Origin of the sequence: Leptospira fletcheri (genome assembly GCF_004769195.1) — a bacterium.
Classification (GTDB): Bacteria; Spirochaetota; Leptospiria; order Leptospirales; family Leptospiraceae; genus Leptospira_B; species Leptospira_B fletcheri.
The window spans coordinates 321,710-345,289 of record NZ_RQET01000004.1 but is presented as its reverse complement, the minus strand read 5'-3'; the positions used below and the strand labels follow the sequence as shown (position 1 = coordinate 345,289).

21 protein-coding genes are annotated in these 23,580 nt (G+C 45.6%); 9 read left to right on the top strand and 12 right to left on the bottom strand.

Translation table 11 applies throughout. The features are described from left to right. Positions 1 to 3 precede the first annotated feature (3 nt). On the top strand, positions 4 to 720 hold the full coding sequence (locus tag EHO60_RS04980; RefSeq protein ID WP_135767058.1) for a DUF1003 domain-containing protein: 717 nt from the start codon (positions 4 to 6) through the stop codon (positions 718 to 720). Here the strand turns inward: EHO60_RS04980 and EHO60_RS04975 are convergent. The 3 genes from EHO60_RS04975 to EHO60_RS04965 are packed head-to-tail and all read right to left on the bottom strand — an operon-like array spanning position 717 to position 6,828. After that, positions 717 to 1,538, bottom strand: a complete 822-nt coding sequence (locus tag EHO60_RS04975) for an alpha/beta hydrolase (protein ID WP_135767057.1) — start codon at positions 1,536 to 1,538, stop codon at positions 717 to 719. The genes EHO60_RS04980 and EHO60_RS04975 overlap by 4 nt on opposite strands. Continuing rightward, the gene (locus EHO60_RS04970; RefSeq protein ID WP_135767056.1) at positions 1,535 to 2,875 is read right to left on the bottom strand and encodes an alkaline phosphatase D family protein; all 1,341 of its coding nucleotides are present in this window, start codon (positions 2,873 to 2,875) and stop codon (positions 1,535 to 1,537) included. The genes EHO60_RS04975 and EHO60_RS04970 overlap by 4 nt, the downstream gene beginning before the upstream one ends. Before the next feature lie 44 nt (positions 2,876 to 2,919). Further along, complete coding sequence (locus EHO60_RS04965) at positions 2,920 to 6,828, bottom strand: PAS domain S-box protein (protein ID WP_135767055.1); 3,909 nt, start codon at positions 6,826 to 6,828, stop codon at positions 2,920 to 2,922. A 268-nt stretch (positions 6,829 to 7,096) separates the two neighbouring features. On the opposite strand from EHO60_RS04965, the gene EHO60_RS04960 reads away from it, so the two are divergent. Together EHO60_RS04960 and EHO60_RS04955 are read left to right on the top strand one after the other, a co-directional pair. Beyond that, entirely contained in the window at positions 7,097 to 10,078 is a 2,982-nt protein-coding gene (locus EHO60_RS04960) for a DUF2339 domain-containing protein (protein ID WP_135767054.1), read from the top strand. After that, positions 10,068 to 10,958, top strand: coding sequence for a M48 family metallopeptidase (locus tag EHO60_RS04955; protein WP_135767053.1), 891 nt, complete (start codon positions 10,068 to 10,070; stop codon positions 10,956 to 10,958). Before EHO60_RS04960 ends, EHO60_RS04955 begins: the two co-directional genes overlap by 11 nt. A 435-nt stretch (positions 10,959 to 11,393) precedes the next feature. Here EHO60_RS04955 and EHO60_RS04950 read toward each other — a convergent pair whose 3' ends face one another. The 6 genes from EHO60_RS04950 to EHO60_RS04925 all read right to left on the bottom strand — a co-directional run bounded on the left by EHO60_RS04950 (position 11,394) and on the right by EHO60_RS04925 (position 16,808). Further along, positions 11,394 to 12,281, bottom strand: a complete 888-nt coding sequence (locus EHO60_RS04950) for an SHOCT domain-containing protein (RefSeq protein WP_135767052.1) — start codon at positions 12,279 to 12,281, stop codon at positions 11,394 to 11,396. Next, positions 12,232 to 12,492 carry a carbon storage regulator CsrA gene (gene csrA / locus EHO60_RS04945; protein WP_135767051.1) on the bottom strand — a complete coding sequence of 87 codons (261 nt, stop codon included), beginning with the start codon at positions 12,490 to 12,492 and terminating at the stop codon, positions 12,232 to 12,234. Before csrA ends, EHO60_RS04950 begins: the two co-directional genes overlap by 50 nt. After that, the gene (fliW, locus tag EHO60_RS04940) at positions 12,493 to 12,942 is read right to left on the bottom strand and encodes a flagellar assembly protein FliW (protein WP_135767050.1); all 450 of its coding nucleotides are present in this window, start codon (positions 12,940 to 12,942) and stop codon (positions 12,493 to 12,495) included. It abuts the gene before it with no gap. A gap of 85 nt (positions 12,943 to 13,027) precedes the next feature. Continuing rightward, positions 13,028 to 14,293, bottom strand: a complete 1,266-nt coding sequence (locus EHO60_RS04935) for a flagellar hook-associated protein 3 (protein WP_135767955.1) — start codon at positions 14,291 to 14,293, stop codon at positions 13,028 to 13,030. Between the two features lie 36 nt (positions 14,294 to 14,329). After that, positions 14,330 to 16,240 (bottom strand): flagellar hook-associated protein FlgK, encoded by a 1,911-nt coding sequence (gene flgK / locus EHO60_RS04930; RefSeq protein ID WP_135767049.1) that lies wholly within the window; start codon positions 16,238 to 16,240, stop codon positions 14,330 to 14,332. Positions 16,241 to 16,268: 28 nt separating this feature from the next. Continuing rightward, positions 16,269 to 16,808, bottom strand: a complete 540-nt coding sequence (locus tag EHO60_RS04925) for a flagellar protein FlgN (protein ID WP_135767048.1) — start codon at positions 16,806 to 16,808, stop codon at positions 16,269 to 16,271. A 260-nt stretch (positions 16,809 to 17,068) separates the two neighbouring features. Between EHO60_RS04925 and EHO60_RS04920 the strand changes: the two genes are divergently transcribed. Both EHO60_RS04920 and EHO60_RS04915 read left to right on the top strand, forming a co-directional pair. Further along, positions 17,069 to 18,166, top strand: coding sequence for a M23 family metallopeptidase (locus tag EHO60_RS04920; protein WP_425460269.1), 1,098 nt, complete (start codon positions 17,069 to 17,071; stop codon positions 18,164 to 18,166). Between the two features lie 93 nt (positions 18,167 to 18,259). Continuing rightward, positions 18,260 to 18,838 (top strand): DUF1569 domain-containing protein, encoded by a 579-nt coding sequence (locus EHO60_RS04915; protein WP_135767047.1) that lies wholly within the window; start codon positions 18,260 to 18,262, stop codon positions 18,836 to 18,838. A 6-nt stretch (positions 18,839 to 18,844) separates the two neighbouring features. On the opposite strand, the gene EHO60_RS04910 is transcribed toward EHO60_RS04915, so the two are convergent. Next, positions 18,845 to 19,930 carry a hypothetical protein gene (locus EHO60_RS04910; protein WP_135767046.1) on the bottom strand — a complete coding sequence of 362 codons (1,086 nt, stop codon included), beginning with the start codon at positions 19,928 to 19,930 and terminating at the stop codon, positions 18,845 to 18,847. Here EHO60_RS04910 and EHO60_RS04905 point away from each other — a divergent pair. After that, entirely contained in the window at positions 19,929 to 20,528 is a 600-nt protein-coding gene (locus tag EHO60_RS04905; protein WP_135767045.1) for a hypothetical protein, read from the top strand. The two genes, EHO60_RS04910 and EHO60_RS04905, sit on opposite strands and share 2 nt — an antisense overlap. Positions 20,529 to 20,535: 7 nt before the next feature. On the opposite strand, the gene EHO60_RS04900 is transcribed toward EHO60_RS04905, so the two are convergent. Together EHO60_RS04900 and rocD are read right to left on the bottom strand one after the other, a co-directional pair. Continuing rightward, entirely contained in the window at positions 20,536 to 20,865 is a 330-nt protein-coding gene (locus tag EHO60_RS04900) for a hypothetical protein (RefSeq protein ID WP_135767044.1), read from the bottom strand. Between the two features lie 17 nt (positions 20,866 to 20,882). Further along, positions 20,883 to 22,130, bottom strand: coding sequence for an ornithine--oxo-acid transaminase (gene rocD / locus EHO60_RS04895; RefSeq protein WP_135767043.1), 1,248 nt, complete (start codon positions 22,128 to 22,130; stop codon positions 20,883 to 20,885). Between the two features lie 115 nt (positions 22,131 to 22,245). On the opposite strand from rocD, the gene EHO60_RS04890 reads away from it, so the two are divergent. Genes EHO60_RS04890 through EHO60_RS04880 form a run of 3 tightly spaced genes read left to right on the top strand, consistent with a single transcriptional unit; the run spans position 22,246 to position 23,565 of the window. Further along, positions 22,246 to 22,602 carry a TRL-like family protein gene (locus EHO60_RS04890; protein WP_246028232.1) on the top strand — a complete coding sequence of 119 codons (357 nt, stop codon included), beginning with the start codon at positions 22,246 to 22,248 and terminating at the stop codon, positions 22,600 to 22,602. Continuing rightward, positions 22,599 to 23,198: a hypothetical protein gene (locus EHO60_RS04885; protein WP_135767041.1), complete on the top strand. Its 600-nt coding sequence runs from the start codon at positions 22,599 to 22,601 to the stop codon at positions 23,196 to 23,198. The genes EHO60_RS04890 and EHO60_RS04885 overlap by 4 nt, the downstream gene beginning before the upstream one ends. Continuing rightward, a complete protein-coding gene (locus EHO60_RS04880) occupies positions 23,179 to 23,565 on the top strand; it encodes a DUF423 domain-containing protein (RefSeq protein WP_135767040.1) in 387 nt (128 codons plus the stop codon). The genes EHO60_RS04885 and EHO60_RS04880 overlap by 20 nt, the downstream gene beginning before the upstream one ends. Positions 23,566 to 23,580 lie beyond the last annotated feature (15 nt).

Below are 23,580 nucleotides of genomic sequence, written 5' to 3'. Positions count from 1 at the left end.
TTTATGGAGAATGCCGTTTGCTTTATAACGAAAAAAGAATTGGATCCGGACGATTGTTATAGGGCGGGTTCGCTTCCGAAATTCATTTTCCGTAAAATACAAGAGGAGTATCCGGGATTGGCACAGGATTCTTATATTTCTTCGGAAAAGGTAAAAGAATTCCAAAGAAAGTACCTTAGCAATTTGGTTCAGGAGGAATCTCAGGAATTGGATCGGATCGAAAAGGAAGTCCTAGATTCGATCGAAAAAAACCAGGTCCTTTCCGAAAATATTGAGCCCATCATCGAACATAAACTTACTTTCGGCGAAAAACTTTCGGATAAGATTGCCGAATTCGGCGGGAGTTGGACCTTTATTTTTTCCTTTTTCGGATTCATACTTCTTTGGATCGTCTTGAATGCGGGTTATCTGCTTTTAAAACCTTTTGACGAATATCCGTTCATCCTGTTGAACCTGATCCTTTCCTGTATAGCGGCGATCCAGGCGCCGATCATTATGATGAGCCAGAATCGTCAGGAACAGAAGGACAGGACTCGAAGCGAACACGACTACAAAATTAATCTTAAGGCCGAATTGGAGATCAAACTTCTGCACGAAAAGATTGATTACCTGATTGCCCATCAAAATCGCAAGCTGATGGAAATCCAAGAAATCCAAGTGGAATATTTGGATGATATATTAAAAAGATTCAATAAACGGACGGGCGATTTGCAAAACTAACGGGAAAGGATCCGTTTCAGTTCTCTACGGTATTCCGGAAAAACGGAGAGATCGTTGTGACTTCCTCCCGCAACGGGAATAAACTGGGCTTTTTTTCCTTCCCGAATCGCTAGATCGTAAAGAGACTTTCCTTGGGAATACGGGACGATCTCGTCCTCCGTCCCATGAAATATGAAAATCGGGGAGGAGATTTTCGAAATTTTGGATTTCGAATCCAACTTGAACGCAAGAAAGGTACTCGGAAGAAACGGATAGAAAATTTTCGATAGATCTACCATCGAAGTATAGGGTGTTTCCAGGATTAGAAAACGCGGTTCGGTTTTCAGGGATAGATCGACTACTACTCCGGTTCCTATGGAACGACCGTAGAGGACGATGCGATTTTCAGGAATTCCTCTTTCGTTCCTCAGGTAAGAATACCAACGCTCCGCATCTTCGTACAATCCACGTTCCGTGAGATTCGCCCTACTTTTTCCGTATCCTCTATAGTCGGTTATTAAAATGTCCCAACCGTTGGTAAGTATGTCTTCGGAAACGCTTCCCCAAGTACGTAGGCTTCCCGCATTTCCATGGAAATAGAGAACGGTTCCCTTGGACTCCGAGGTCGTGCGAAAATACAATCCATATATCTTTTCCCCGTCGGGTAACCGCAGCTCGACTTCTTCGAACGGTTCGGGAAATGAATAGGAATAATCCTCCGGCAATATTTCGGGAAAGAAGATCAGTTTGTGCTGATTGTAATAGAGTAGTACGACAAACGCCGAACAAAGCAAAAGAATCGCCCCGAATAGGATTCCGAACAGAATCATAAGTCTCATTTTGCCAGAATTTCGCGGGTCCAAAGTTCTTTGCCTGCAAAATCGAATATATGAACGGTCAATTTTCGACTTTTTAAAGGACCGGAAACTTCGATCGTTCCGAAGTTGCGTTTGTCGTCCACAAGGGTTCCCGGTACTCTTAGAGGATTTTTTTCCGTGATCGGCGGATAAGTGGAGGAGGTTAAGGGAGAAACGGTAAGATCGTAGAGAGGTTCCTCGCCGTTTTCTTCGAGTAGGGACAATTCCGTAAAGTGTCTATCTCCGGTCAGAAATATCACGTTTTTCAACTTTAGTTTTCGGATGGCGGCGATCAACCGGTTTCTTTCGTCGGAGTACGTGGAATAGTTTTCGTAGACCTCGAGAGGATTCAACACCTGCCCGCCGACGACCACGAATTTGAATGTGTATTTGGAAAATGCGAGGGAGTTGATCAACCAATCCAATTGTTTTTCTCCTAGATAGGATCGTTTGCCCGTCTTATTATCGTTCGCGGTCCGGAAGGTCCTATCGTCCATTAAGAAGAACTGGGCGTCTCCCCAGGTAAAGGATCCGTAGATTCCGCGTTTCGCATAATTGGGATTCGTCCAAAATAGTTTGAACATTTCTTCCGCCGTATCCCGGAGCCAAAACGAGGAATCGCTATCGTTCGGCCCCCAATCGTGATCGTCCCAAATCGCATATTGGTGAACTCTCGCAAGCAAAGGAGCCAATTCCGGGACGGCCCTTTGGTGCGTGTACCGATACAGAAAACCGGTTCTGGAGTCCCAATCAGGTTCCCTCAAATAGATGTTGTCGCCCATCCATAACATGAATTCGGGTTCTTTGGATAAGATGGAGCGGAAAATCTCGTAGTTTCCTCCGTACGGTTTCGGTTGTGTGTCGTATTTAGGATCGTTGATAAACGAACAACTACCTAGAGCGAAACGGAAATTCGGCGGACCGTTCTGTTTTCCTATCCAGATCGGTAGAGTCCGAAATTGCTGCGTATTCCGAATCTCTAGGGGCACATCGTCGACATAAATTATGTAGGAATAAACCGTACCCGGCTCGAGAAAGTCCGCGATTAGATGAGCCACATTTCCATTTTCGTGACGGGTCATGATTTCCGAGGTTTTCTTTCTGGTCTTCGGATCCTGCACGGGGAAATATTCCGCATAGACTTTTGCGGGGTTTTTAGTCTGCACCCATAGTTTCACTTCTTTATGAGTCGAGTAACCGACCATGGGACCGTTCCTCAAGGAGATCGAGTCCGTTTGAGTCGGGATTTTGCTTTTGCCTCCGACGGAAAGAAACGAAGCTAGAGAAAATATGACGAAGATTGCGGCCGACCTATTCATAGCTAAAATTTTCTTTGAACCTGTGAAGGATCAAACGAAAAAAGTCATGATTTCGGAAGGATCACTTTGAAAACGGTCTCGCCTTGTTTGGATTCGAACTCCATTCTTCCTCCGTGCTTCAATATGATTCTTCTCGATATGTCCAGACCTAATCCGCTACCCTCTCCCGGTCCTTTGGTAGTGAAGAACGGGTCGAAAATCTTAGCTTTTACGTCCGGGGAAATTCCGGGGCCGTTGTCCTTTATCGAAACGGTTACATCTTCGTTGGAATCCCGGATCGCAATCCAGATTTTGCCTTTGAACTTCATCGCTTGTAACGAATTATAAATCAAATTGGTCCAAACCTGTAAGAGATCGTCCGGGAAAGCGGGGACTTTCGGTCGAATCGGAAAATCCAATTCCACTTCGACACCGTTCTTGATTTGATTGTGATATATGGTCAGGACGGTTTCTATATTTTCCGCCAAGTCCGTTTCCACCTTTCTTCCGCCCAGATCTATATGTGCATAATTCTTCAAGGCATAGACGATTTTCGAGGTTCGATCGACCGCTAGACGGATGGAAATTACGTTTTTGTAAGTTTGAACTTCGTCTATGGCAAAATCGACTAAGGGAAAGTTGATCGGATTCTCAAGGAGTTCCGGAAACTCTTTCAAGGCGGACTGCATTCCTACGTCAGTCAATCGATCGGCGAGATAGTAGGGATTCTCGAATCCGAATTCGGCCAGCTTTGTTTTGATTTCCTTTAGCAAAATTCGTCTTTCTTCTCGGGAGGGAGGAGATTCCTTATTCTCTATTCCGTAGCGGATAAAATTGGAAAGCGAATGGATCAACGTCGGATTGACGGAAGCTAGAGTCGTTCCCAATTTTTCCAGGCGATCTGCAGCAGAATTCAAGTAAGCTTTCAATTCACCGCTTAAAGCGGATATGGCGCCGAGAGGATTATTGATTTCGTGAGCGATCCCGGCGACCAATTGTCCTAAAGCGGCCATTTTTTCGGATAGAATCAGTTGGTCCTGGGTTTTGCGAAGATTGTCCAAAGCGGAGGCGAGTTCGGAAGTACGAACGGTTACCGCTTTCTCCAAATCCATTTTTGCCGCCGATCTCTCCGCGTTCAGCAAAAGCTGGGTGATCTGCTCTGCTACCGTTACGGAGAATTGAGATTCGTATCCTTTCCATTCCCGCATCGGACCTCTATGTTCCATGCAAATCACACCTATCACTTCTCCTCTAAGAAAAATCGGAACGTCCAGTATGGAGGTTATCTCTAAAGGAATACTGTAAGATTCCGCGAATTCGAAAGTTCGAGGGTCGTGGATCGCATCTTTTGCGTCGATGAAGCGATCCGTTTTTATCGCTGCAAAGAAATTCGGAAAATCGGAAATTCTCATTGAGCCCGTCTCCGAATAAGAACCGGCTTTTCGGTCCCAGCCGGCGATCATCCTCCAAGTTTCCTTGTTACGCAGTTCGAATATCCAGATCGACGCCCGGTCACAATCTAAAGTATCGGCAGCCATTCGGCAGATTTTTTTAGCCCCTAGATCCAGATTTCCGGAAGCGAATTCCGGGTCCGTGGCCATTTCAAGGAAAGCTTTTGCCTGTCGGGAAAGTCTTTGGGCCTGCTCTTCCTTTTCCTTGGCGGCAAGTTTGGAAAGAGTCACGTCTCTCGTAATAGCGATCAGAGCGGGGGATTTCCCTAGATGAACTACCCGCCCTGAGAAGATAACATCCACCATGGATCCGTCTTTTCGGATGAGTTTTACGTCCATCTCCCGTGTTAATCCTTTTTGGTTCAGATTATTCACGATCTCCTTTCTTACGGAACTCGACCAGATTCCCAGTTCTACAGAAGTTTTTCCGATCGCTTCTTCTTTAGAGTACTGGAGCATCTCTGTAAATCTTTCGTTTACGCTGATATATCTTCCCGTGCTTAATTCGGAGATAGTGATCGTATCGGGGTTCATTTCGAATACCCGTTCGAAGAGTTCTTTGCTCTCCAACATCTTAGCCATGTATTCGTCGCGCTCGGATTCTACTCTCTTCTTTTCCGTGATATCTATCAAGAGAGCGAGTAGCATCATTTTACCGTTCACAGGAAATACACGATTTCCCGATAACACTTGCCTTTCCGTTCCGTCCGAATGTCGGATCGTGGCTTCTATACTACCGGTCCAACCTTTCTCTTTCAATTCTGCGACGAGAGCTTGTCGGTCTACGTTCGTCAGCCAAATGCCGAGTTCGAGAGAGGATCTTCCGACGACTTTTTCTCTTGGGAATCCGATCAATTCGCAGTAGTTATGGTTTACCTGTCTATAAATTCCGGTTTCCAATTCGGAAAGACTGACCGCTGCCGGATTGAGCTCGAACATCTTTTCGAACAGATCTTTGTTGAATAATATCTCTTCGTTTAATCTGCGGGCTTCCTCTTCCGCTTTCTTTCTTTCCGAAATGTCCGTACAAACGGAAATTAAGTGTGGTCGATCGTTTAAAACTACGATTCTTCCGGAATATAAAACCGGTATGGAGAGGCCGTCTTTCGTTTTAAATATCGATTCCAACCCGGTGACTTCGCTCCTGGATTCGAGCAACTTATATACGGATTCGCGGAACTCAGGTACAAAATCCCAAATTCCCATATCCGCGGAGTTCTTTCCTAAAACCTCGTCCCTTGAAAATCGGGTAAGTTCCAGAAAACGTTCGTTCACGTCCACTACGACTCTAGTTTCCAAATCGGTTAGAGTTACTGCGGAAGGGATGAGCTGAAAAAGTCTCTGAAATAATTCCCGACTTTTTTCCAACTCTTTGGCTAAGGATTCCAATCTTTCCCTGGACTCCTTGATATCGGTGATATCCAATCCGATCGCGAGGATTTTCTTTTCTCCTCTAGATTCGAGCATGCGTGCCGAGAAGAGAACCGGACGGATTTTACCGTCGACGGTTTCCATATTGATTTCTAAATTCTTGACGATCCCGTCCTGTCTTAGTCCCGCTAGCACCTTTTCTCTGTCATTCAGGTCGTAATAGATTCCTAATTCGACGGGAGTTTTTCCTAGAACCATTTCCTTCGGTTTTCCCAAATACTCCAGAAAAAGGTCGTTCACTTCGAGATACGTTCCGTCCGCTTTGGAAAGTGTGATTGCGGAAGGATTTAAACGTATGATCTGATCCAGAATCTCCTGGTTTTCCCGCATATCTTCCAGGAGTTTTCTTTTTTCTCTTTCCTCCCGGATTCGTTCCGATATAGGAGCGGTGATCGTTAGTAAGACAGGTCGTCCTTTGTACTCGATGATTTGCGCGGAGAAGAGTCCCCAGAATTCCTCTCCCGATTTCCTTCGAAAGAGCAATTCGATATTGCTGACGGATTTTTCCTTATGCAGTCTTTCGATGATTTCTTGTCTTCGCTCGTTGTTCTCCCAAATTCCGAGATCGGTAGTTTCCTTTCCGATCAACTCTTCCAACGAGTATCCGACTTCTTGGGAAAAGCGTTCGTTGACATCGATCAGTTTTCCGGAATCGATTTCGGAGATCGACATGGGCAGTGGATTTAAATCGAAAACCTGCTTTAACGCTTCCCAATTTTCTTTGGTGGACCGGAGATCGCGGGATTCAGAGGATCCGGCTCCGGTTACTTCTCGAAAAAAGGCGCAAACGGTTTTTTTCTTTTCTTCGGCAGTATCGCTAATATGCAATTTTAGCGATACTGGCAGAAATTTTCCGTTCTTATGAGGAATTTCTAATTCTAAACTTTGAACTGATTCTAGGGCGGCCGCGTTTAGTCTCAAAAAATCCCGAAGATTTAAGGACAAAGATTCCGATTCGGAATATCCGAATAGATTGAAGAACGCCTGATTCGCTTTCTGCACGGTTCCGTTTAGGTCCGTTATGAGGATGGCCTCGGGAGAAATTTCGAAAATCTGTAATAGAAATTCGGATTCAAATTCTTTCGGATTCAATCTAGGATCGTCCAGGCGTGTTTCCTAGAAGATAGCAGTATCCAAGGGTACAGAAACCATTTTTTCTGTCCGAACGGTTATTTTCGAAAACTCCAATGCCCCCTCGGAGCGGATAGATTATCTAACGTGGATTCTTTCTCTTTAGGGATAGGCCAGTTTTTTACCCGATGGAATCCTTCGGTTAGAGGGTTTTTAAACCGTGTGAAAGGCGTTCAAAATACAAAAATAAATTTACAAGTTTGTCGTTTCTTCTTAAATCGAAAGCTCGATGTTGGAATTTTTCGGTTTTATTGGCTTTTTGGTTATGATCTTTTTCTTCGTTTATCCCCTCCTTTTGGGGGCGAGGGTAAAGGAATTGAAAGGAAGATTGAAGGAGTTGGAGAGTCGGATCGACGAATTGGAATCTGAAAAATTCGTTTCGGTCTCAAAGGAGACCCAAAAGACACAAGGCCCCGTTCGGGAGAAAAAATCAACTCTGACGACCTTGCCTCCTCCGGTCCCCGAATTCCCGAAAAAACGAGAGCCTTCTCCGATTTTGGAGCCTGCAGACTCCGCACCGAGCCGATCCCTTGCTTCTTTTTGGAAGTCTCCCCTTTGGGAAAAAATCGAAAAGTCCTTGGCTCAGAATTGGACGGGGATTTTCGGAACAGTCATTTTGGTAATGGGGGTCGGCTTCCTAGGAATTTATGCCGCCTTAAAGATGTCCCCTTTTCTCCGGTTCCTTATGGTATTAGGAATCGCTGGCGGACTGTTTGCGTGTTCGATCTATCTTAGTACGAGAGAATTTTGGAAACAGATCGCCTATTGGCTTAGAAGCGCTGCCGGTGCGGTTGTGCTTTTTGCCTGTTTAGGTTCCGTTTCTTTTCAGGGAATGAAATGGGTCGAGACCGAATCTTTAGGATTGCTGCTAGTTTTACTCGGAGTCTTTGTCAATCTGTCCTTGGCTTGGTTTGCCTCATTTCAAAAGTTTGCCAGTCTTCATATCGTTCTGAGTTTGCTCGCGTTGGCGATTTTGCCGATGACGGATCTGGTCTACGGTGTTGCTATCGGCGTCTCCGTTTTCGGTTTGTTTTTGTCCTATCGATCCCAATGGGAATATCATCTCATCTATAGCGTACTTTCCTTTGCTGCGATCAACTTTCTTTACAGAGAGCACGTATTTTCCTCCGGTGCAAGTCCGGAATCCGTAGGTAGGATGTATGGGATGATCGGTACCCTTTTGGTCGGTTCCGTTTCCGTTTTGGTCCATTATCGGAAGGTTTATTCTTCGCAGAAGTTCGATAAGTTCGCTTTTCTCAGTCATTTTATCTCTTGGTTTGCGACTGCAATAGGTTTTGCATTCTATGCTACCGGCTCTAAATGGAACGCTCCTATTCTTGTTCTTGCGGCTATTTTTGTTTTCTTGCATGCGAGAAGGGCGAGAACCGTCGGCATACGCTGGTTGTATCTGACGGACACTCTCGTTTCCTTGGGAATTGCCTGTTTAGGCGTCGTATTTTTAAGTAGATGGGAATTACATTATTTATCCGTAAATTTGATTTTAAGCTTTCTTTTTTTCTCCTTCTTCTTCGTAGCTTCGGAGGAAAAAGAGAAAACTCTTATGAGAGTCGGGGGCGCCCTACTTCATTTTTCTCTTTTTTTCTTTTTGGTTTTATTATGGTTCTATAAGACGGAAGAGAACGGGGATCTAAGATCTTTCCTTTGCTTCTCTACGTCTTTAGGAATGATCTCCCTTTCTCTCGCGATTCAGATTCTGGATAGTACCCGATATTCGGATAGATTGAACTCGTGGGATGATATATACGGATTATCCGAAAAATTGAAAGTTTCTCCCGCCGGGATTCTCTGCGGCTTTTTGGTCTCAGCGCTCTGTTTCGAGACTGCGGGCGGAATCCGCGATTTATGGATCCTTTCCTGTCTCGGGATTCTCCTGCTTTTTTTACGCCAAAGAACGAACTGGAACGGTTTGGGCATGGGAATGTTTCCTTTTACGATCGCCATCCATTTCCTGGTGTTTTCTTCGTGGGAAAATATAGGGGAGGTAGATCGATTTTTGCGGGCTCTCCCCGTCATTTTCTTTTGCTTCTCCGCAATTCCATTATCGAAAATCCGAGGTGCCGACGCCGGGGAAAGATATTTGTCGCAACCCGGCGTCATCTTATTTTCGCTCCATTTAGCTTTGCAAATATTCGTGTTAGGAAACCCGACGTCCTCCTTTCTTCCGGGAATCGTTTGGCTTTTGTTCTCGCTATTCTATCTAGAATTTTATCGATTTCTAATCGAGAAAAAGGGAAGTTTGTCGATCGGTTGGAAAAGAGGATTTTCGGAAGCCGCTCCGATTTGGGCTTCCTTTGCACTGGTCTTTGCGGGTTTATTCTTAGGTGCTCATATCCTGGTCCATCTGCAATCCGAGTTTTCCGTCGGTTTCCTAAAAGTTCGTTTGCTGGTGCAGATTTTCGCGATATGCGCTTTCGTTTATTGGGCCTCTAGCTCCTTCCCTTTGGTAGAAGAGAATCCGATTTGGTTTCGAAATTGCCTGCCTTTGTTTTGGGAGTTAGCTCTGGTCGTTTTGATTACGGCCGTTTCTTTGGAAGTCCCGAACACATGGTTACCGGTTGCTTGGATCCTACTCGCATTTTTGACGGAGGCAGTGAGTAGAACCGCCTTGTCCGTTTCCAGATTCCATTTCTATTCTTTGGTGTTATTTTGGCTTTCTTGCGGACATACTGCTTTCCTATCTAGTTCCAATGCCACCCCGTCCATTTTTTGGGCGGACCAGGAATGGGTGGGAGGACTCGTTTCTCTGTTTTTCCAAACGGGTTATCTGATTCTGATCTATCTAAGACCTTCTTTTCTGCCGCAATCGTCGGAAGGCTTCCCCCTTCTGGTGGACCGTTTCGCCGGAAAAATAGATTCGAGGGTCAATATGATGATCTTCTATCCGCTTTTTATCACGGTAGCCTTATTCCTATTCTGGAGTTTCGATACGGCTTTCCTGACTTTACTTTGGATGACTGAAGTGTTCGTGGTATTTTTAGTCGGGCTTTTTTTGAGGGAAAGCCATTTCAGATACGTATCATTGACGGCCATGATGCTTTGTCTCTTGCGTCTGATTTTTTGGGATCTTTCCAAATCATCTACGATCACTCGTGCTTTCGTTTTCTTGGGAGTAGGGGGAATATTAATTTTAATGAATACGCTTTACGGAAAATACAAAGTTTCCGAGGGAAAGAAATCGGATGTTCAATAAAAGAGGTGCGTTCTTTCTCATTTTGATTTTATCCGGGATTTGCCTGGCGATTTTTGTTTCGGCATTCAAAATCGGCGTAGAAAAACAGGCCACGCTCGCGCCGATGTTCCAGCTTTTGGGAAAACCTCTCAAAACTCTGGACAGAGGTTTGACTAAGGTGCTTCCGATATCGGATTTGGACGAAAAGCAACTCGGAGATGCGATTGCGGAAAGATACTCCGGTTATGCGGAGAACGAACAAAACCCGGACTTGGTATACTTAAGGTCTTTGGTGGCGAAACTTTCCGAAAGAAATAAGAAGGGCTTTCATTACAGGATTTTGATCCTCGAAACCGAGGAAGCGAACGCCTTCGCAATGCCGGGGGGCGTTTTATTCGTTACATCCGGTCTACTTAAGACGGTACGATCGGAATCGGAATTGGTATCCGTGATCGGGCATGAAATCGGACATGTGGAGCTTTCCCATTGTATGGACGGGGTTCGTTTCGAACTTTTAAGCCGGAAAATAGATGCAGCCGGCCTGGGAGAGCTTGCGGATTTAGCCGTCAGGATCCTACTCAAGCCCGGCTTTAGTAAAAACCAGGAAGACGAAGCGGATGACTACGGATACAAAGTTCTGATTCGGGAAGGTTATGATCCGTTTGCAATGGGAAAAACATTCCAAAGATTAAAGGAATCCGCCGGAGGGCAGGAAAAAACGGAATCCCCGATCGGGGAGTATTTTATGACTCATCCGTACCTCGACCTTCGGTCCGAGAAATTTCGAGAAAAGGCCAAACGAGAAAATAAAGGAAAATATTATATAGGAATTCGAAATTTATCGGATCGGATTTGTCGGTTCGATTCCGAGTACGAATCGGAATTTGTGCTACGCAAATAAAGAGTTTCGAAACCGTTCGATTCTGTCTCTTGCCGGTCCGCTTGCCTTTTATTCGGAAAAAAATTTCTTTTAAACGGAATTTATACCCTTGCAGAGGGGTCTGAATTTCGTCGGATATCAGAAAAGGAGACGGGAAGTTGTCTCTAACGTGCTGACAGGAATACTCTGCTTAAAGCCTTTTAAATAGAAATGTTACTTTGCGGCCTTCTTATGAAAAATCCGCAAATTTCCTGAAAAAAATCTGTCCAACAGATGCGTTTTCGGTATATGGTACTTAAGGAATGTTACCTGAGTACCGGTTTTATCCGATCACTTAGTTAACATATATCCAATTCTCTTCACTATTCTCACTACGTGAGCGACCCCGCAAGGGGTCGCTCCGGTCTTTTAATCTAGTTTATGATCCATCCCGCAGTTTTACGGAAAGAAATAGTCTTAGAGATCTTTCAGAATCTCGGTCTTTTTACGTTCGTATTCGTCTTTCGTAATCAGGCGCTTTTCCAAGAGGTCTTTTAAAATTTTCAGACGATCTGCTGCTTCTTTTGGAGGTTTCGTCTTGGAAACGGATTCGGGTTCTGAAAGTTTTTTTTCGGTCCAAAAATTCGGACGGATACAAAGACGATTATTCGTGGCGTTTCTGCCCGCAATCGGTTCCGCATACTCTAAACCGAGAGGTCGGATCTCGGGTAAAAAAACGGAGTTTGTGGGAGCAATTTCCGGCTCGCGAATCGGGTAAAGGATCCAGTCTCGCAATGCATAAGTCGTTTGGAAATCCACGACTTGCCCGATTTCTCCGAACTCGAAGAGCATGCAATCTAGACGGTTTCTAAGATAGAAAACCGTACGTCTGATTCTCAATCCGGGCCGGAGCTGGTCTTCCCTTTTTAGTATGATCTGGTACGCCTTGGGACTTCCGTCCGGGATCTCTTTCTCCGCTTTGTATAATAGTTCACCCAGAATTCGGGATTCTTCCTCCGTGAAAAGACGGATCGGTTCCTTTGCACCGACGATATTATCGCTGATTCCTAGATATTTGAACAAAGATTCCCATCTTTGCAGAAAGGCGGCTTTTTCGTCAGAATCGAAATGAACTTCTCTTAACACGGTGGAAGCGAGCGGTAGCCAAGTTTCAGGCTCTAAAAATTCGGGAGTCTCACGACTTTTATGGATATAAAACAGAACGACGGAATCCGACAAGGTGGCCATTTCTTTCCTTTGCAAGGAAAGACATTCCCAGGAGAGAAGAGCGAGGCTTAATAAGATGGGAAAGGTTCTAAGTCTTATCTTTTTTATTCGTATCGCCTTTTTTAAGAATGTTGCCAATTTTACCGAGTTCCTCCGGCTTGATTTTCGTTCCTGCCGCTTTTTTATTTTCGGCTTGGATTTCGCGGTATACTTCGGCCCGGTGTACGGAAACTTCTTTCGGGGCCTTCACCCCTATTTTTACCTGATCGCCTTTGATGTCTACGATAACGATTTCGATATCGTCTCCGATTATGATCGATTCGTTTGTTCTTCTTGCTAATACGAGCACTTATGACATCTCCACGGTTGCGCTTTCCAGAATCCTTTCGCGAACCGAATGGTTCTCGTTTCTGGAAACGTATTGTCTGCCCGTTAGGTCGGTTTTGTTGATTAAAATCGGACCTTGGAGATTTGCCGTCATAGAGGCAGGATCGTCGTTCGGAATGGTTACGATCACTAAAACAAGCGCTTCGGATACGTTCGCTATACCTATCTGAGAAAGTTCGTCGAGATTCAATACGGGTACGTATTCCTTCTTAAATAAAGACGGAGGAATGACCACGAAAGCTAGTTCCACTTCGTCCACGGACTGCAACCATTTAAAGACGGATTCCTCTTCCTCTTCGATCAAGGCGAAGTTTTTATAATTCCCGAATCCCAAGAGTCCTTCGGGGAAACGGATCATTTGGCGCTCAGATATTCGAATTTTTCCGAAGGGTTTGCTTTGGATTTCAACCATAACCGACCTTTTTACGGGGATCCTTTCGGATCCCGTTAGTTTAAACGTTAATTTGGCTTCCTACAACGAAAATTCCCGGGTTGTATTACCTTAGAAAATCCATCAAAGTAGGTTTAATGATTTTGGACCCCACATTCAGAGCATACTGGTGGATCGTTTCCAACCACTTCAGATTCATGATGGTTTCCGGGAAATCTATGCCTTCGTTCTTAGCAAGCAACTCGGTCATATAAGATTTATCGAATTCCACTCTCTGAGAATGTTCTTCCAATCGATTCATTCTGGCACCGGTGATCGCCCTATAACGAAGAACGTTTTCCAGTGCAAGGTCCAAGTCTTGGATATCTCTTCCGGAAATCCGTTCCTGGTCTTTCTGGATCAAATCGTTTCTGAACTGTATCAGCACATCGAATACGGATAGTCCCGTTACCGTTGCGGATTTACTGTAATTGTTGGGCGGCTCCGAATTCGCTGGGTCGATAAGGCCAATATCCCGAAGTACCGTTCCGCCTTCCGTGTCTTCCAACCAAATTTGATGGGGAGCCGTCGAGCTAAGGCTGATATTGTCTTGAGCCAGTTTGTTCGCTTTGACTTCTATCGGAGCGTTGTTGATCTTATCAATGATGTCGTCGATAGTATCGCCTGCTGACACCAGTATCTCGGCGCCATCGATCTTGAATTTCTGATCGGATACTGCGACGTAACCGGAGTTATCCACGCGGCTAGTAACACTCATGTTCGTTCCCCAGAAAACTTTGTTTCCCGGAACCGTGACGGGTATGTATTCCCCTTTTTCGATCTCCCGGATCTGTTCTCCGATATCCCCGCGATATTCCACGCCTATATATTGGTTCTTCAGTTCGAGTCCTTGGAGACCTTTGATTTTAGATTCGATGGGTTCGAAAGGCGGACGTTCGATGACATGTCCTCCGAATAGTGGGCGACCCGTCGCATCTCGGGTATTCGCAATATCCACTAAGGCGCGTAAAAGCTCGTCGATCTCCTTGCCGACCGCTACTTCCAATTCGAAACCTTTGTCCCCTTGGTAAATACCGTTTGAAGCTTGCACAGCAAGAACCCTGGCCCTCTGGAAAAGATTTCCGATACGGTCCAATTCTCCGTCTATCTGCTGCAGTCGGCCGAAACCGTCGTCTATGTTCGATTGAAAAGTTTCTAATTCGTTTATACGAGAGCGGAAGAACATTTGGTTCGTGGCCCTTCCCGGATCGTCGGAAGGAGTTTTGATCCTCTGGCCGGTACCCAATTGATTTTGGGTCTCGTCAAGTGCCAATTGGTGACGATTCAAAGTCCTCACGAGAGTGTTGTTCTGCATCATGTTAGTGATCCGCATCATGGCTTAGCCTCCTTGCTATTTCCCGCGGAAAATTTATGCGCCTAGCCGATTGATGATCGTATCTAGAATTTCGTTCATGGTATTGATCATCTTTGCGGCAGCGTTGTACGAGTGCTGGAATTGGACCATATTGGCCATCTCTTCGTCCAGACTTACTCCCATAACGGATTGTCTCATATTTTCGAGTTCGGTCATCAAATCCGTTTGGATGCCCCACTCTTGTTTGGCTTCCCTGGCTTCCGTACCTAATTTTGAAACGAGAGTATTATAAAAATCGTCAGTCGTTTTGGAGTAGTCCACCATAACAGGATTGTTTCGAAGAGCCGACGCGACTAAGAGCGCGTTTCTTCCGTCTTTGTGTCCGCCGGGTGAATTATAATCTCCGGTTCCTCCGACGTCTTTTCCTCTCGCGGCTGCGATATTGGCCACGTTACTGGCGATTTGCTCGCTGATCCTAAAATGGGAGGAAGGATGAAAATGCGGAGAAAGCGTAATGTCTTCCGGCTTGGACTGCAACTTCGTGATTTCTCCTAGCCGTTTGTAATCGTAGGCTCCCGCCGGCCCGGACGCCATCAGAATTCCGGTCAAGCCTACGAGAAGATCTCCGGAATCTTCTAGGTGTCTCAGGATAAAGTTCCGTTTCGGGGAATCCTCGGCGACCGTCGCCTTTAAGGCCAGTTGGTTGTCGTGGTTCATATAAGCCACGACCCCTACTTTGGACGCGTTGATTCGTTTAATGATACCGTTTAAAGTGTCGTTTGCCGAGTAAGGTACCAAGACGGAGGTTTCTTTTTCGTCCGGTTTATGGAAAGTCAGAGTTCCACCGATACCTATCGGTCTATCCGGATCCAACGTGTTCTTGCCCGAAACCCGGAAAATCGCGGTGATATCGTTTTGGCCGTCTCCGTCCGAATCGTATTCTCCGAACGTGTTGAGGGCCAAAGATCTGATTTCGAAAAAGTTCTGGTTGGTGTTTCCGTTGATTCCGAACCCGTCTTTATGGATCTCGTTAATCACGTCCATCACGTTGACCGCCAGCGCGTCCACTTGATCGATCTTTTCCCTTAAAATGGAATCTCGGACTTCCACCAATCCCTGTAATCTTCCTTTTCGTAGTAAAACAGGATCTCCGGTCGTCTGCCAATAAAGATCCAGAAGACCGTCTTTACCCGGATTTCCGAGGATCTCTATTTTGTTGGCTTTTCCGCCTTGAACTAGGATCTGCTGTCCGATAAAGACCATCAATTCGTCTTCGTCGCTTCTACCGATCGTAATATCCGTTAAACCGGAAAGTTCCTGCAAAAGGGAATCCCTTTTGTCGTACAGATCGTTCGGACGATCTCCTAAAGCTTCGGACTTGGAGATCCTTTCGTTCAGAGTTCTTATGTTCTCGGCGATGACGTTCAGATGCAATGCGTGCGATTCGATTTCCCGATTGGCCTGATCCCGAAGTTGGGAGAGCTTTCTGAATACGTCTTCCATTCTGCTTCCGAGGCCCTGGGCTTTTTCCAGAACGACGGAACGATGAGCGTTATCCTCGGGATAATTAGATAATTCCTCCCAAGAAGACCAGAATTTATCCATTAAAGTCCTAAGGGTCGTTCCGTTCGGCTCGTTAAAGATCGTTTCCGTCTGGTAGAGATACTCGTTTTTCGCCGCCCAGTAATCCTTAACTCCCGAAGTCTCTATGATCCTATCGTCTATGAAATTGTCCCGGACTCTTTCGATAGCGGCAATTTCCACCCCTTGTCCGATTTGTCCGGGCAAATGGGCCCTATTTAAGGAAGGCTCGTATAGAGGATCTGTAGCTTGAAGTACGACCCTTTGGCGGGAATAATGCTTATTGTCGGCGTTTGATATGTTATGCCCCGTCGTTTGCAGAGCTTGTTGGTGGGCGGTCAAACCTCGTTTGCCGATTTCCAATCCGGAGAATGTGGATCCCATTTTCTCTCCCCCCTTTTTCCTTACTGCCTCAAGCGGAGGCGTTTACCAGAACAGAAGATCTTTTTTTCTTCGTCCTGGAATTCATCGGGCTTTCACCCTCGTATGTAGCGACTTCTCCGCTTTTAGAGTTTTCTCTCATTGCATCGATCGTCGCTTTCAGGAATTCCTGCCTAGTGCGGATCAGTTTATCGTTCGCCTTGATCCGGTCTTTGAGTCTATGAACTACGTCTTTGAGTTGCGTGCCTAAATGTTTCAGTTTGTATCCCGATTCTCGATCCAACCGATTCAGGAATTCGGTAAGAGTAACAGAGGGAGAAATTCCCTCGGTGTCGGAGTTTCTTGTGCTATGGACTTCTTGGATGGTGTTCATGCGAACCCGCTCGATCTCGCTGGCATGAACGATCAGTTCATACGTTCTCTTTGCGATTCTTTCCAACGATTTCCCGTCGGCTTTACCGATCGCCGTCGCTTTTTCCTTCTCCAATTCCAGAATTTCCGAGTACAATCGGATCTCTTCCTCGAACAGGGAATAAATCCGCTCCAACCATTCCTCTTTTGGGTTCGTCATATTTTGCGTCCTTTTCCATCCATCGGTTGATTGGGAAATTTTATGAGGGGTTTTTTGGAGAAATTCATTGCCGAAGATTCTAAGGGACATAATGGAGGGGAACTCATCGAAAAAAATGGGATTCTCTTCGATCGAATCGGTTTCGGATGCGATCGGGAAAATTCAAAGAGATGAAAATCGGTTCGGTCTCGTCCAAAATTTTCATAGGAAAAATTTCCGCACGAACGACTGCGAAAATCCGAAGATTAAAAGGTATTTTCATGGAGAAGAGAACTATCCTACCGAAAAAGTTCGGAATCGTTTTGATCATTTGCCTCCTCTCTACTTGGCAGAGTCATGCTCAGTCCAAAGCGGGAGCGGCCGGAGCGAAGGATCAAAAAATCGCCACGACGATCGCCGAAAATACCTCTTCGAAAAAAACGAAAGCCGGAGTTTCGAAAAAAGGCTCCTCCGGTCCGCGAGCCGGAGCGAATAAAAGATCGGCAGGTGAAATCGTAGAAAAAAAAGAGTCCTTATTTTCCTTTCGCCTTGTCGGTCGAAAATTTGCTCAAGGAGAATTGCTGCTTCTTTCTATCCGTCCGATTCCGGATATTTTTTCCAAATTGGATCGGATCCGTGTGGCTTGGGACGGGCAGGAACTCCTTGTTTCCAAAAAAGAAGGAGTATTTTACGTTTTTATACCGGTATCTCCGGAATTTTCCAAATCTTCCGGAATATTAGAAATTACGGAAAAGAACCTTTTTAGAAAAAGCGAATCCAAGAAATACGAGATTCCGATCTCTAAAACATCGTTCGCCACTACCAAAGTTTCTCATCTTACCATGGACAAACAATACACTTCGGCCTCGCTTCCGGAGGAGACTATGGCATTCATACGCGAATGCTCGGAAGCGAAAGCAAAAGCCTTCCAAACGAAAACGGATTTGCAGATATCGTCAGACTTCGATTATCCGGTATCGAATCCGGTACTGAATAGCCCGTTTTATAAAAGAAGGATCTATAATAAGGAAAAAGGAAAACCCCACGGCGGAGTGGATTTCAAAGGCGGAATCGGAGAGCCGATCCGTGCTATCAACGACGGGACGGTGGTTCTTGCCAGACCGATGCATTATGAAGGAAATTTCACCGTTATCGATCACGGTTCGGAGATTTATTCCTTGTACATGCATCAATCCGAGCTATCTGTAAAATCGGGAGATAAGGTCAAGAAAGGGGATCTTATAGGAAAAATAGGGAGTACGGGAATGTCCACGGGACCGCATCTTCATCTTGGTTTGCGGGTTCATGGAACGATGCTGGATCCTTTGTCGGTAATCCAAACCGACCTTTTAAAAGAGAAAAAGACTCCTTCCCGTTGAAGTCGTAGAGTTTTCTGCGGAGCGCTCCACAACGTACTGGACAAGCGTAAGGAATATTTTATAGTTCTCCATCATTTTGATACGGGGACCTGAATGGAAAAGAAGATCGATCGTAAAGAATTTTTAAGGTCGGGTGCGGGCCTTACGCTAGCTACGGTTTGTCTGTCTAGTTCTTCGATTTTATTGCAATCGTGTAGTACGAATGTTGCCGGAGGTACTTCGGATCGGAATCTTAGATTCCGTTCTTTGGAGGAGGCCGATCATGAAATCGAAAATTTGAGTCGAGCCGGAAAAATCGTGCCTTACGGAGATTGGAGTCCCTTTCAGGTTCTCGTACATTGTGCGGAAAGTATCCGGTATTCTATCGTCGGCTATCCCGAGAATAAATCGGAATTGTTTCAATCCACTCTTGGAAAGCTAGCGTTGTTCAGCTTTTCGATCCGGGGAAAAATGTCCCATGATTTGAATGCGCCGATTCCCGGCGCACCCGAATTGCCGAAACAGGGAACTTTGGAAGAAGGGATAGCGAATCTTCGGAAATCCATGGAATCTTTTATCAATCATAAAGGCGAGTTCGCTCCTCATTTTGCCTATGGCAAACTTTCGAAAGAAGAATATGAATCGGCTCATGCGATGCATATCGCTAATCACTTGAGCTACTTAAAAGTTTGAATCCGTTTATTCTCTATGAACGCTCGTAAGAATAGATTCCACCGATTCTTCATGTCTCCGATCTTTGATCAGACTTTCGGTCACGTTAAAAAGGAGGGAATCTCCTTCGTTCGTCTCCGAAAGTACGAAGATCCCGGTTTTCGCATAACGCGGTCTTAGCACATCGTAAAAAGTCCAGAACTTGCCGGAATATCGGTTGTTGAAATCCTCGTGTTCCAGCTCGTTCAGTTCCTCGATATCTCCCCGGCTTACTAATAGGTCCAGGTACTTCTTAAACTCGGAGATTAAAGGATCTATCTCCACGTACGGTTGCGGAACGTAAAAGATACGGATGTACGGATAACGGTTCGGGTCAGAATCACTGGTCGAGATGATTCCGGCAATCTGCCCGGTTCCCGTCTTATTTTCCCATGTTAGGTTTTTGGGGTTGTGGAAATAAAAATCTTCCGGAAGTTTTAGAGAGAGCTTCAATTCCGGATTCGAGACGGTTCTCGTACTCTCGTCAAAATTCCAGTGAGTCAGATCCTTTTCCTGGAAGGCAGGCTTAAATAGAATATAAGCCACCCAATTTTCGGTGAATTGCAGAGCCTTAAAGCTGCCGAGACCGGAAGCAAGAATCAGGACTCCTAAAAAGCCCGCTTTATAGTAGATTTTATTCTCTAAAAATCGGACTGAAAGCGCACCGATGCAATAAATGATGAAAAACAGTAGCCCGGATCTGTTTGCGAAAAATTCGGTCGAGTAGCAGATCAGTATCGAAATTAGGAAAAGCCCTACTTCGATCCAAGGAACTAGCGCGGTAGTTGGGCGCGAGATTCCTACTTCCGTGATGATTGCAGGGATTTCGACTTTAGTTTCTAATTTTCTATAGGAGTAAACGATTCCCCAAAACAATAATGTGGAGACCAAGTAGCCGACTAGGGCCAAACTGACCATCCAAAACAACGGTAAATGAGATTCGTGGTAAAGAAGGAAGTATAAAGCAAAAATCGAATAGACGATAAAGAGCTTCTTAGTAAAGGAAAATTCTTGCAGCTTTCCGAGTAGGACGGTTCCTTTTTCCCATCCCGGAATTTTGCGGAGTAAATTCATGAGCCAGATCACCCAGTTCTTCTCCAATCTGAAGGCGGACTTTGACAGGTTGAGCCAATCCATTGACAACCTGGTCAAAACCTATAACGCCATCGTTGATTTTTTGGAATTAGTTTCCAGCATCTTTCCGTTGGACTTGGTTCTGGTTCTACTCTTTTCTATCCCGCTCTTGGTCGTTTTTAACAGCCTTTCTCCCTCTTCTCCAAGGATCAACTATACGATTGCCGTTTTGGCGGTTTCAGGAATCAGATCTTTTCTACAACATTCGATTTCCGAGTCTTGGGATTTGTTTGCGACGGTCAAAACTGCCGTAATCCTCTTGTTACCCGCGTACGGATTCTTGCTTTCGCGATTTCTGGTCGGAATCGGACGGAGAGTTCGATTGCGGAAAAGGGCCTTGGCCCCCAGGAACCTGGAGGAGTCTTTTACCTTTGTCCAAGCCTCCTTTCGAAGTCTCGCGGCAGACCTCTATCAGGAGCTGGAATCTGCGGGAGATTCGTCCTTTGTAGACGGCGAAAAGCTACTGCCCGCACTGCAGAATCTGGAAGAAAGTCTAAAAGGATTGAGAAGGACTTTAGAAGGAAATTCCTCGACCTAGGCCGATTTTATTCCGTGGACTTAAACAGATCTTTGACGGCGTCTTTGGCCTTAGATAGATTATAGTCTTCACGATCGATGAGAGTGAAGTCCAGTTTTTCTTTTTCGATCCTTGCGAGAACTTTTGCGAGTTCTCCCGGGGATTTTAGGTTACTTGCTATGTATTTAAATTTCGTTCCGCAGTTAGGGCAAGACTTGTCTTTCGTATAGTTCAAACCGAGGTGTTTGCAGTTTCCGCAAGTCCCGTACAGGTCGTCTATGATGAGGAGGTGAGAAGTCACTTCTCCTACATTCATTTTTTTCCAGACCCGAATGTATTTTTCCTCGTTCACTTGCATGTCTCAAGGTTATGGACTTATCCAGAGGATCCGTCAAGGGTTTTACGCACAGATTCCGAGATCTTATCGCAGGCGATTCCTATCTCCTCCCTGTTGATGCATAGGGGGGGAGCGAATCGGATCGTGTGATCATGGGTTTGCTTTGCGAGGAGTCCTTTCTCCAAGAGATCGTAACAGACTTTTTTCGCGAGAGATCCTTCCTTTCCGGGGAAGAATTCGACGGCGTTTAACAAACCTTTCCCTCGGACTTGTTTGATCTTGTCCGGATAGTCACCTTGTAGCAATTCCATTTCTTGTCTGAATTCGATCCCGCGGGCCTCCGCATTTTCCGAAAGCTGCTCTTCTAGCAAGACTTCCACGGCGGTTTTAGCCACGGAACAAGCAAGAGGATTTCCTCCGAAAGTGGATCCGTGTTCTCCGGGTTTTAAGGTCAACATTACTTCGTCGGAGGATAATACGGCGGACACGGGCAAGGTTCCTCCCGAAAGTGCCTTTCCTAAAACAAGCAAATCCGGTTTTACGCTTTCATGATCTCCAGCGAGCAATTTGCCGGTTCGACCCAAGCCGGTCTGGATTTCGTCGAAAATCAACAAGACGTTTCTACTTTTACAGATTTCTTTGCATTTGCTCAAGTATCCGGGATCCGGAACGATAACCCCTGCCTCTCCCTGTATCGGCTCTATCATAAAGGCAGCAACATTCGAATCTTCTAATTCTCTTTCCAATGCCGAAATGTCGTTGTACGGAATTGTCGCGAAGCCCGGGAGAAAAGGACCGAATTGGTTCCGACTATTCGGATCCGTAGAGGCGGAAATTGCGCCCAGGCTTCTTCCCCAAAAATTTCCGGAAGCGAATACCACTTTCGCTTGGTCGGCGGGAATCCCCTTCACTTGATAGCCCCATTTCCTCGCGAGTTTTACCGACGTTTCGGCGGCTTCCACTCCCGTATTCATAGGGAGCATTCGATCGAAGCCGAAGGTTTCGCAGAGAAATTTCTCGGTGGGACCGAGCCGATCGTTATGAAAAGCGCGAGAAGTCAAAGTTAAGCGCTGTGCTTGCTCGATTAAACTTTCTATAATACGCGGATGACAATGACCTTGGTTAACCGCGCTATAAGCTGACAGGAAATCAAAATATTTTTTATCATCGGTATCCCAAACGTAGATCCCTTTCCCTCTGTGCAATACGACGGGAAGCGGTTCGTAATTAAACGCTCCGAACTTGCTTTCCAGCTTTATATACGATTGTGCGGATTTCGTAGGCATCGATACTTGTTTCTATCTTCTAAATCAACCTACAAGGAGATTTCGGGATTTTACCTTGACTTTTAGATGACAAGAGCTCGAAAATCGGGGAATGAAGAATTTTATTTCCGAACATATGAAGCGGACCGTGCTTGCTCTCTGTTTTATGTTCCTTTCCTCCTGCATTTATACGAACATCAAATCCCCCGGCTGGTATTATTCTCAAAGTTATTCGGACGTTCGCGGAATGGAACCTATCGGTCGGCTCGAGGGAAATTCCTGCGGAACGAGCTGGCTTTGGTTGGTTTATACGGGAGACGAAAGTTATGAAAGCGCCGTACAAAACGCAATCAAGGACAAAGCGGATCTCCTCTTTGACGTCCAGACGGATTACAGTTATCGTTCTTTCATCTTCGGATTGTATTTCGAGAAATGTACCCGGGTTTCCGGTGTCGGTGTTAAATTACCGCAAAGGCTTTTGAAGAAGGAATGAATCTTCGCTTAAATTATAAGGGAATTTTTTTGGTCACCCTGTTTCTTGCGGAATTTTCGGCCATAGCTTCCTGCATTGCCATGGGCGGAACGAGGGCTCTCGTTCGGCGGAATCCGGAGCCATATCCGACCGGCTTAGGGATTCCCCCGGAAAACGAAGTGCGCTTAAACGGATTTAATTTTAGAGACCCTTCCATTCACTACGGAGCGAGTTCGACTATGTTGAAAACGGGAGGGTTCGACGGATGGATTCGATCTACTGTTTCTCTCCCGTTCAAGGATATGTTTCATACCTCACTGGAAGGTTGGGATTGGTCCGAACACCGGATCGTCAGATTCGAGGGGGAAAGCAAGGGTTGCCAAACCGGGATCCGATTGGTATTACCCTTGAAGCAAGGCTCTAGGGAAAGTTTCGTCCCGGTGAATTTCGTGTTCGGTCCCACGAGTTTTTACGAGGAACTTCGGCAAAAAATGCAGGAAAGTTCGATTGAAGCTTTGTTTGACAGCAGATTGGATATCGAAAATACCTCTTACATATTCGGAGTCTTCCGTAGGAAGTGCATTAGGTTTCGTAGTTATGGAATTCAAAAGTTCTAGAAATTTTCCTTTGTTGCTGGCTTCGATCAGCGGTTTTAAGGCTGTCGCATTGGGAGCCTTCGGTGCCCATATATTGAAATCCATTTTAAGTCAGGATTCGCTTTCCATCTTCGAGACGGGAAGTAGATACCAATTGATTCATTCCGTCGTATTGCTTGTGCTGTCCATCGGACCATGGTTTCAAAAATCGAGTTTGATCAGACTTTCCTATTGGTTCTTTTTTTCCGGTATTTTCCTATTTTCCGGTTCGCTTTACATACTCGCGATCAGTGGAGTGAAAATTTTAGGAGCCGTTACTCCTCTGGGAGGTCTTTGCTTTCTTTCCGGGTGGGCGCTTCTGGGATGTGCGGCATGGAAAAACCGATAATCTCCTTTCCATCTC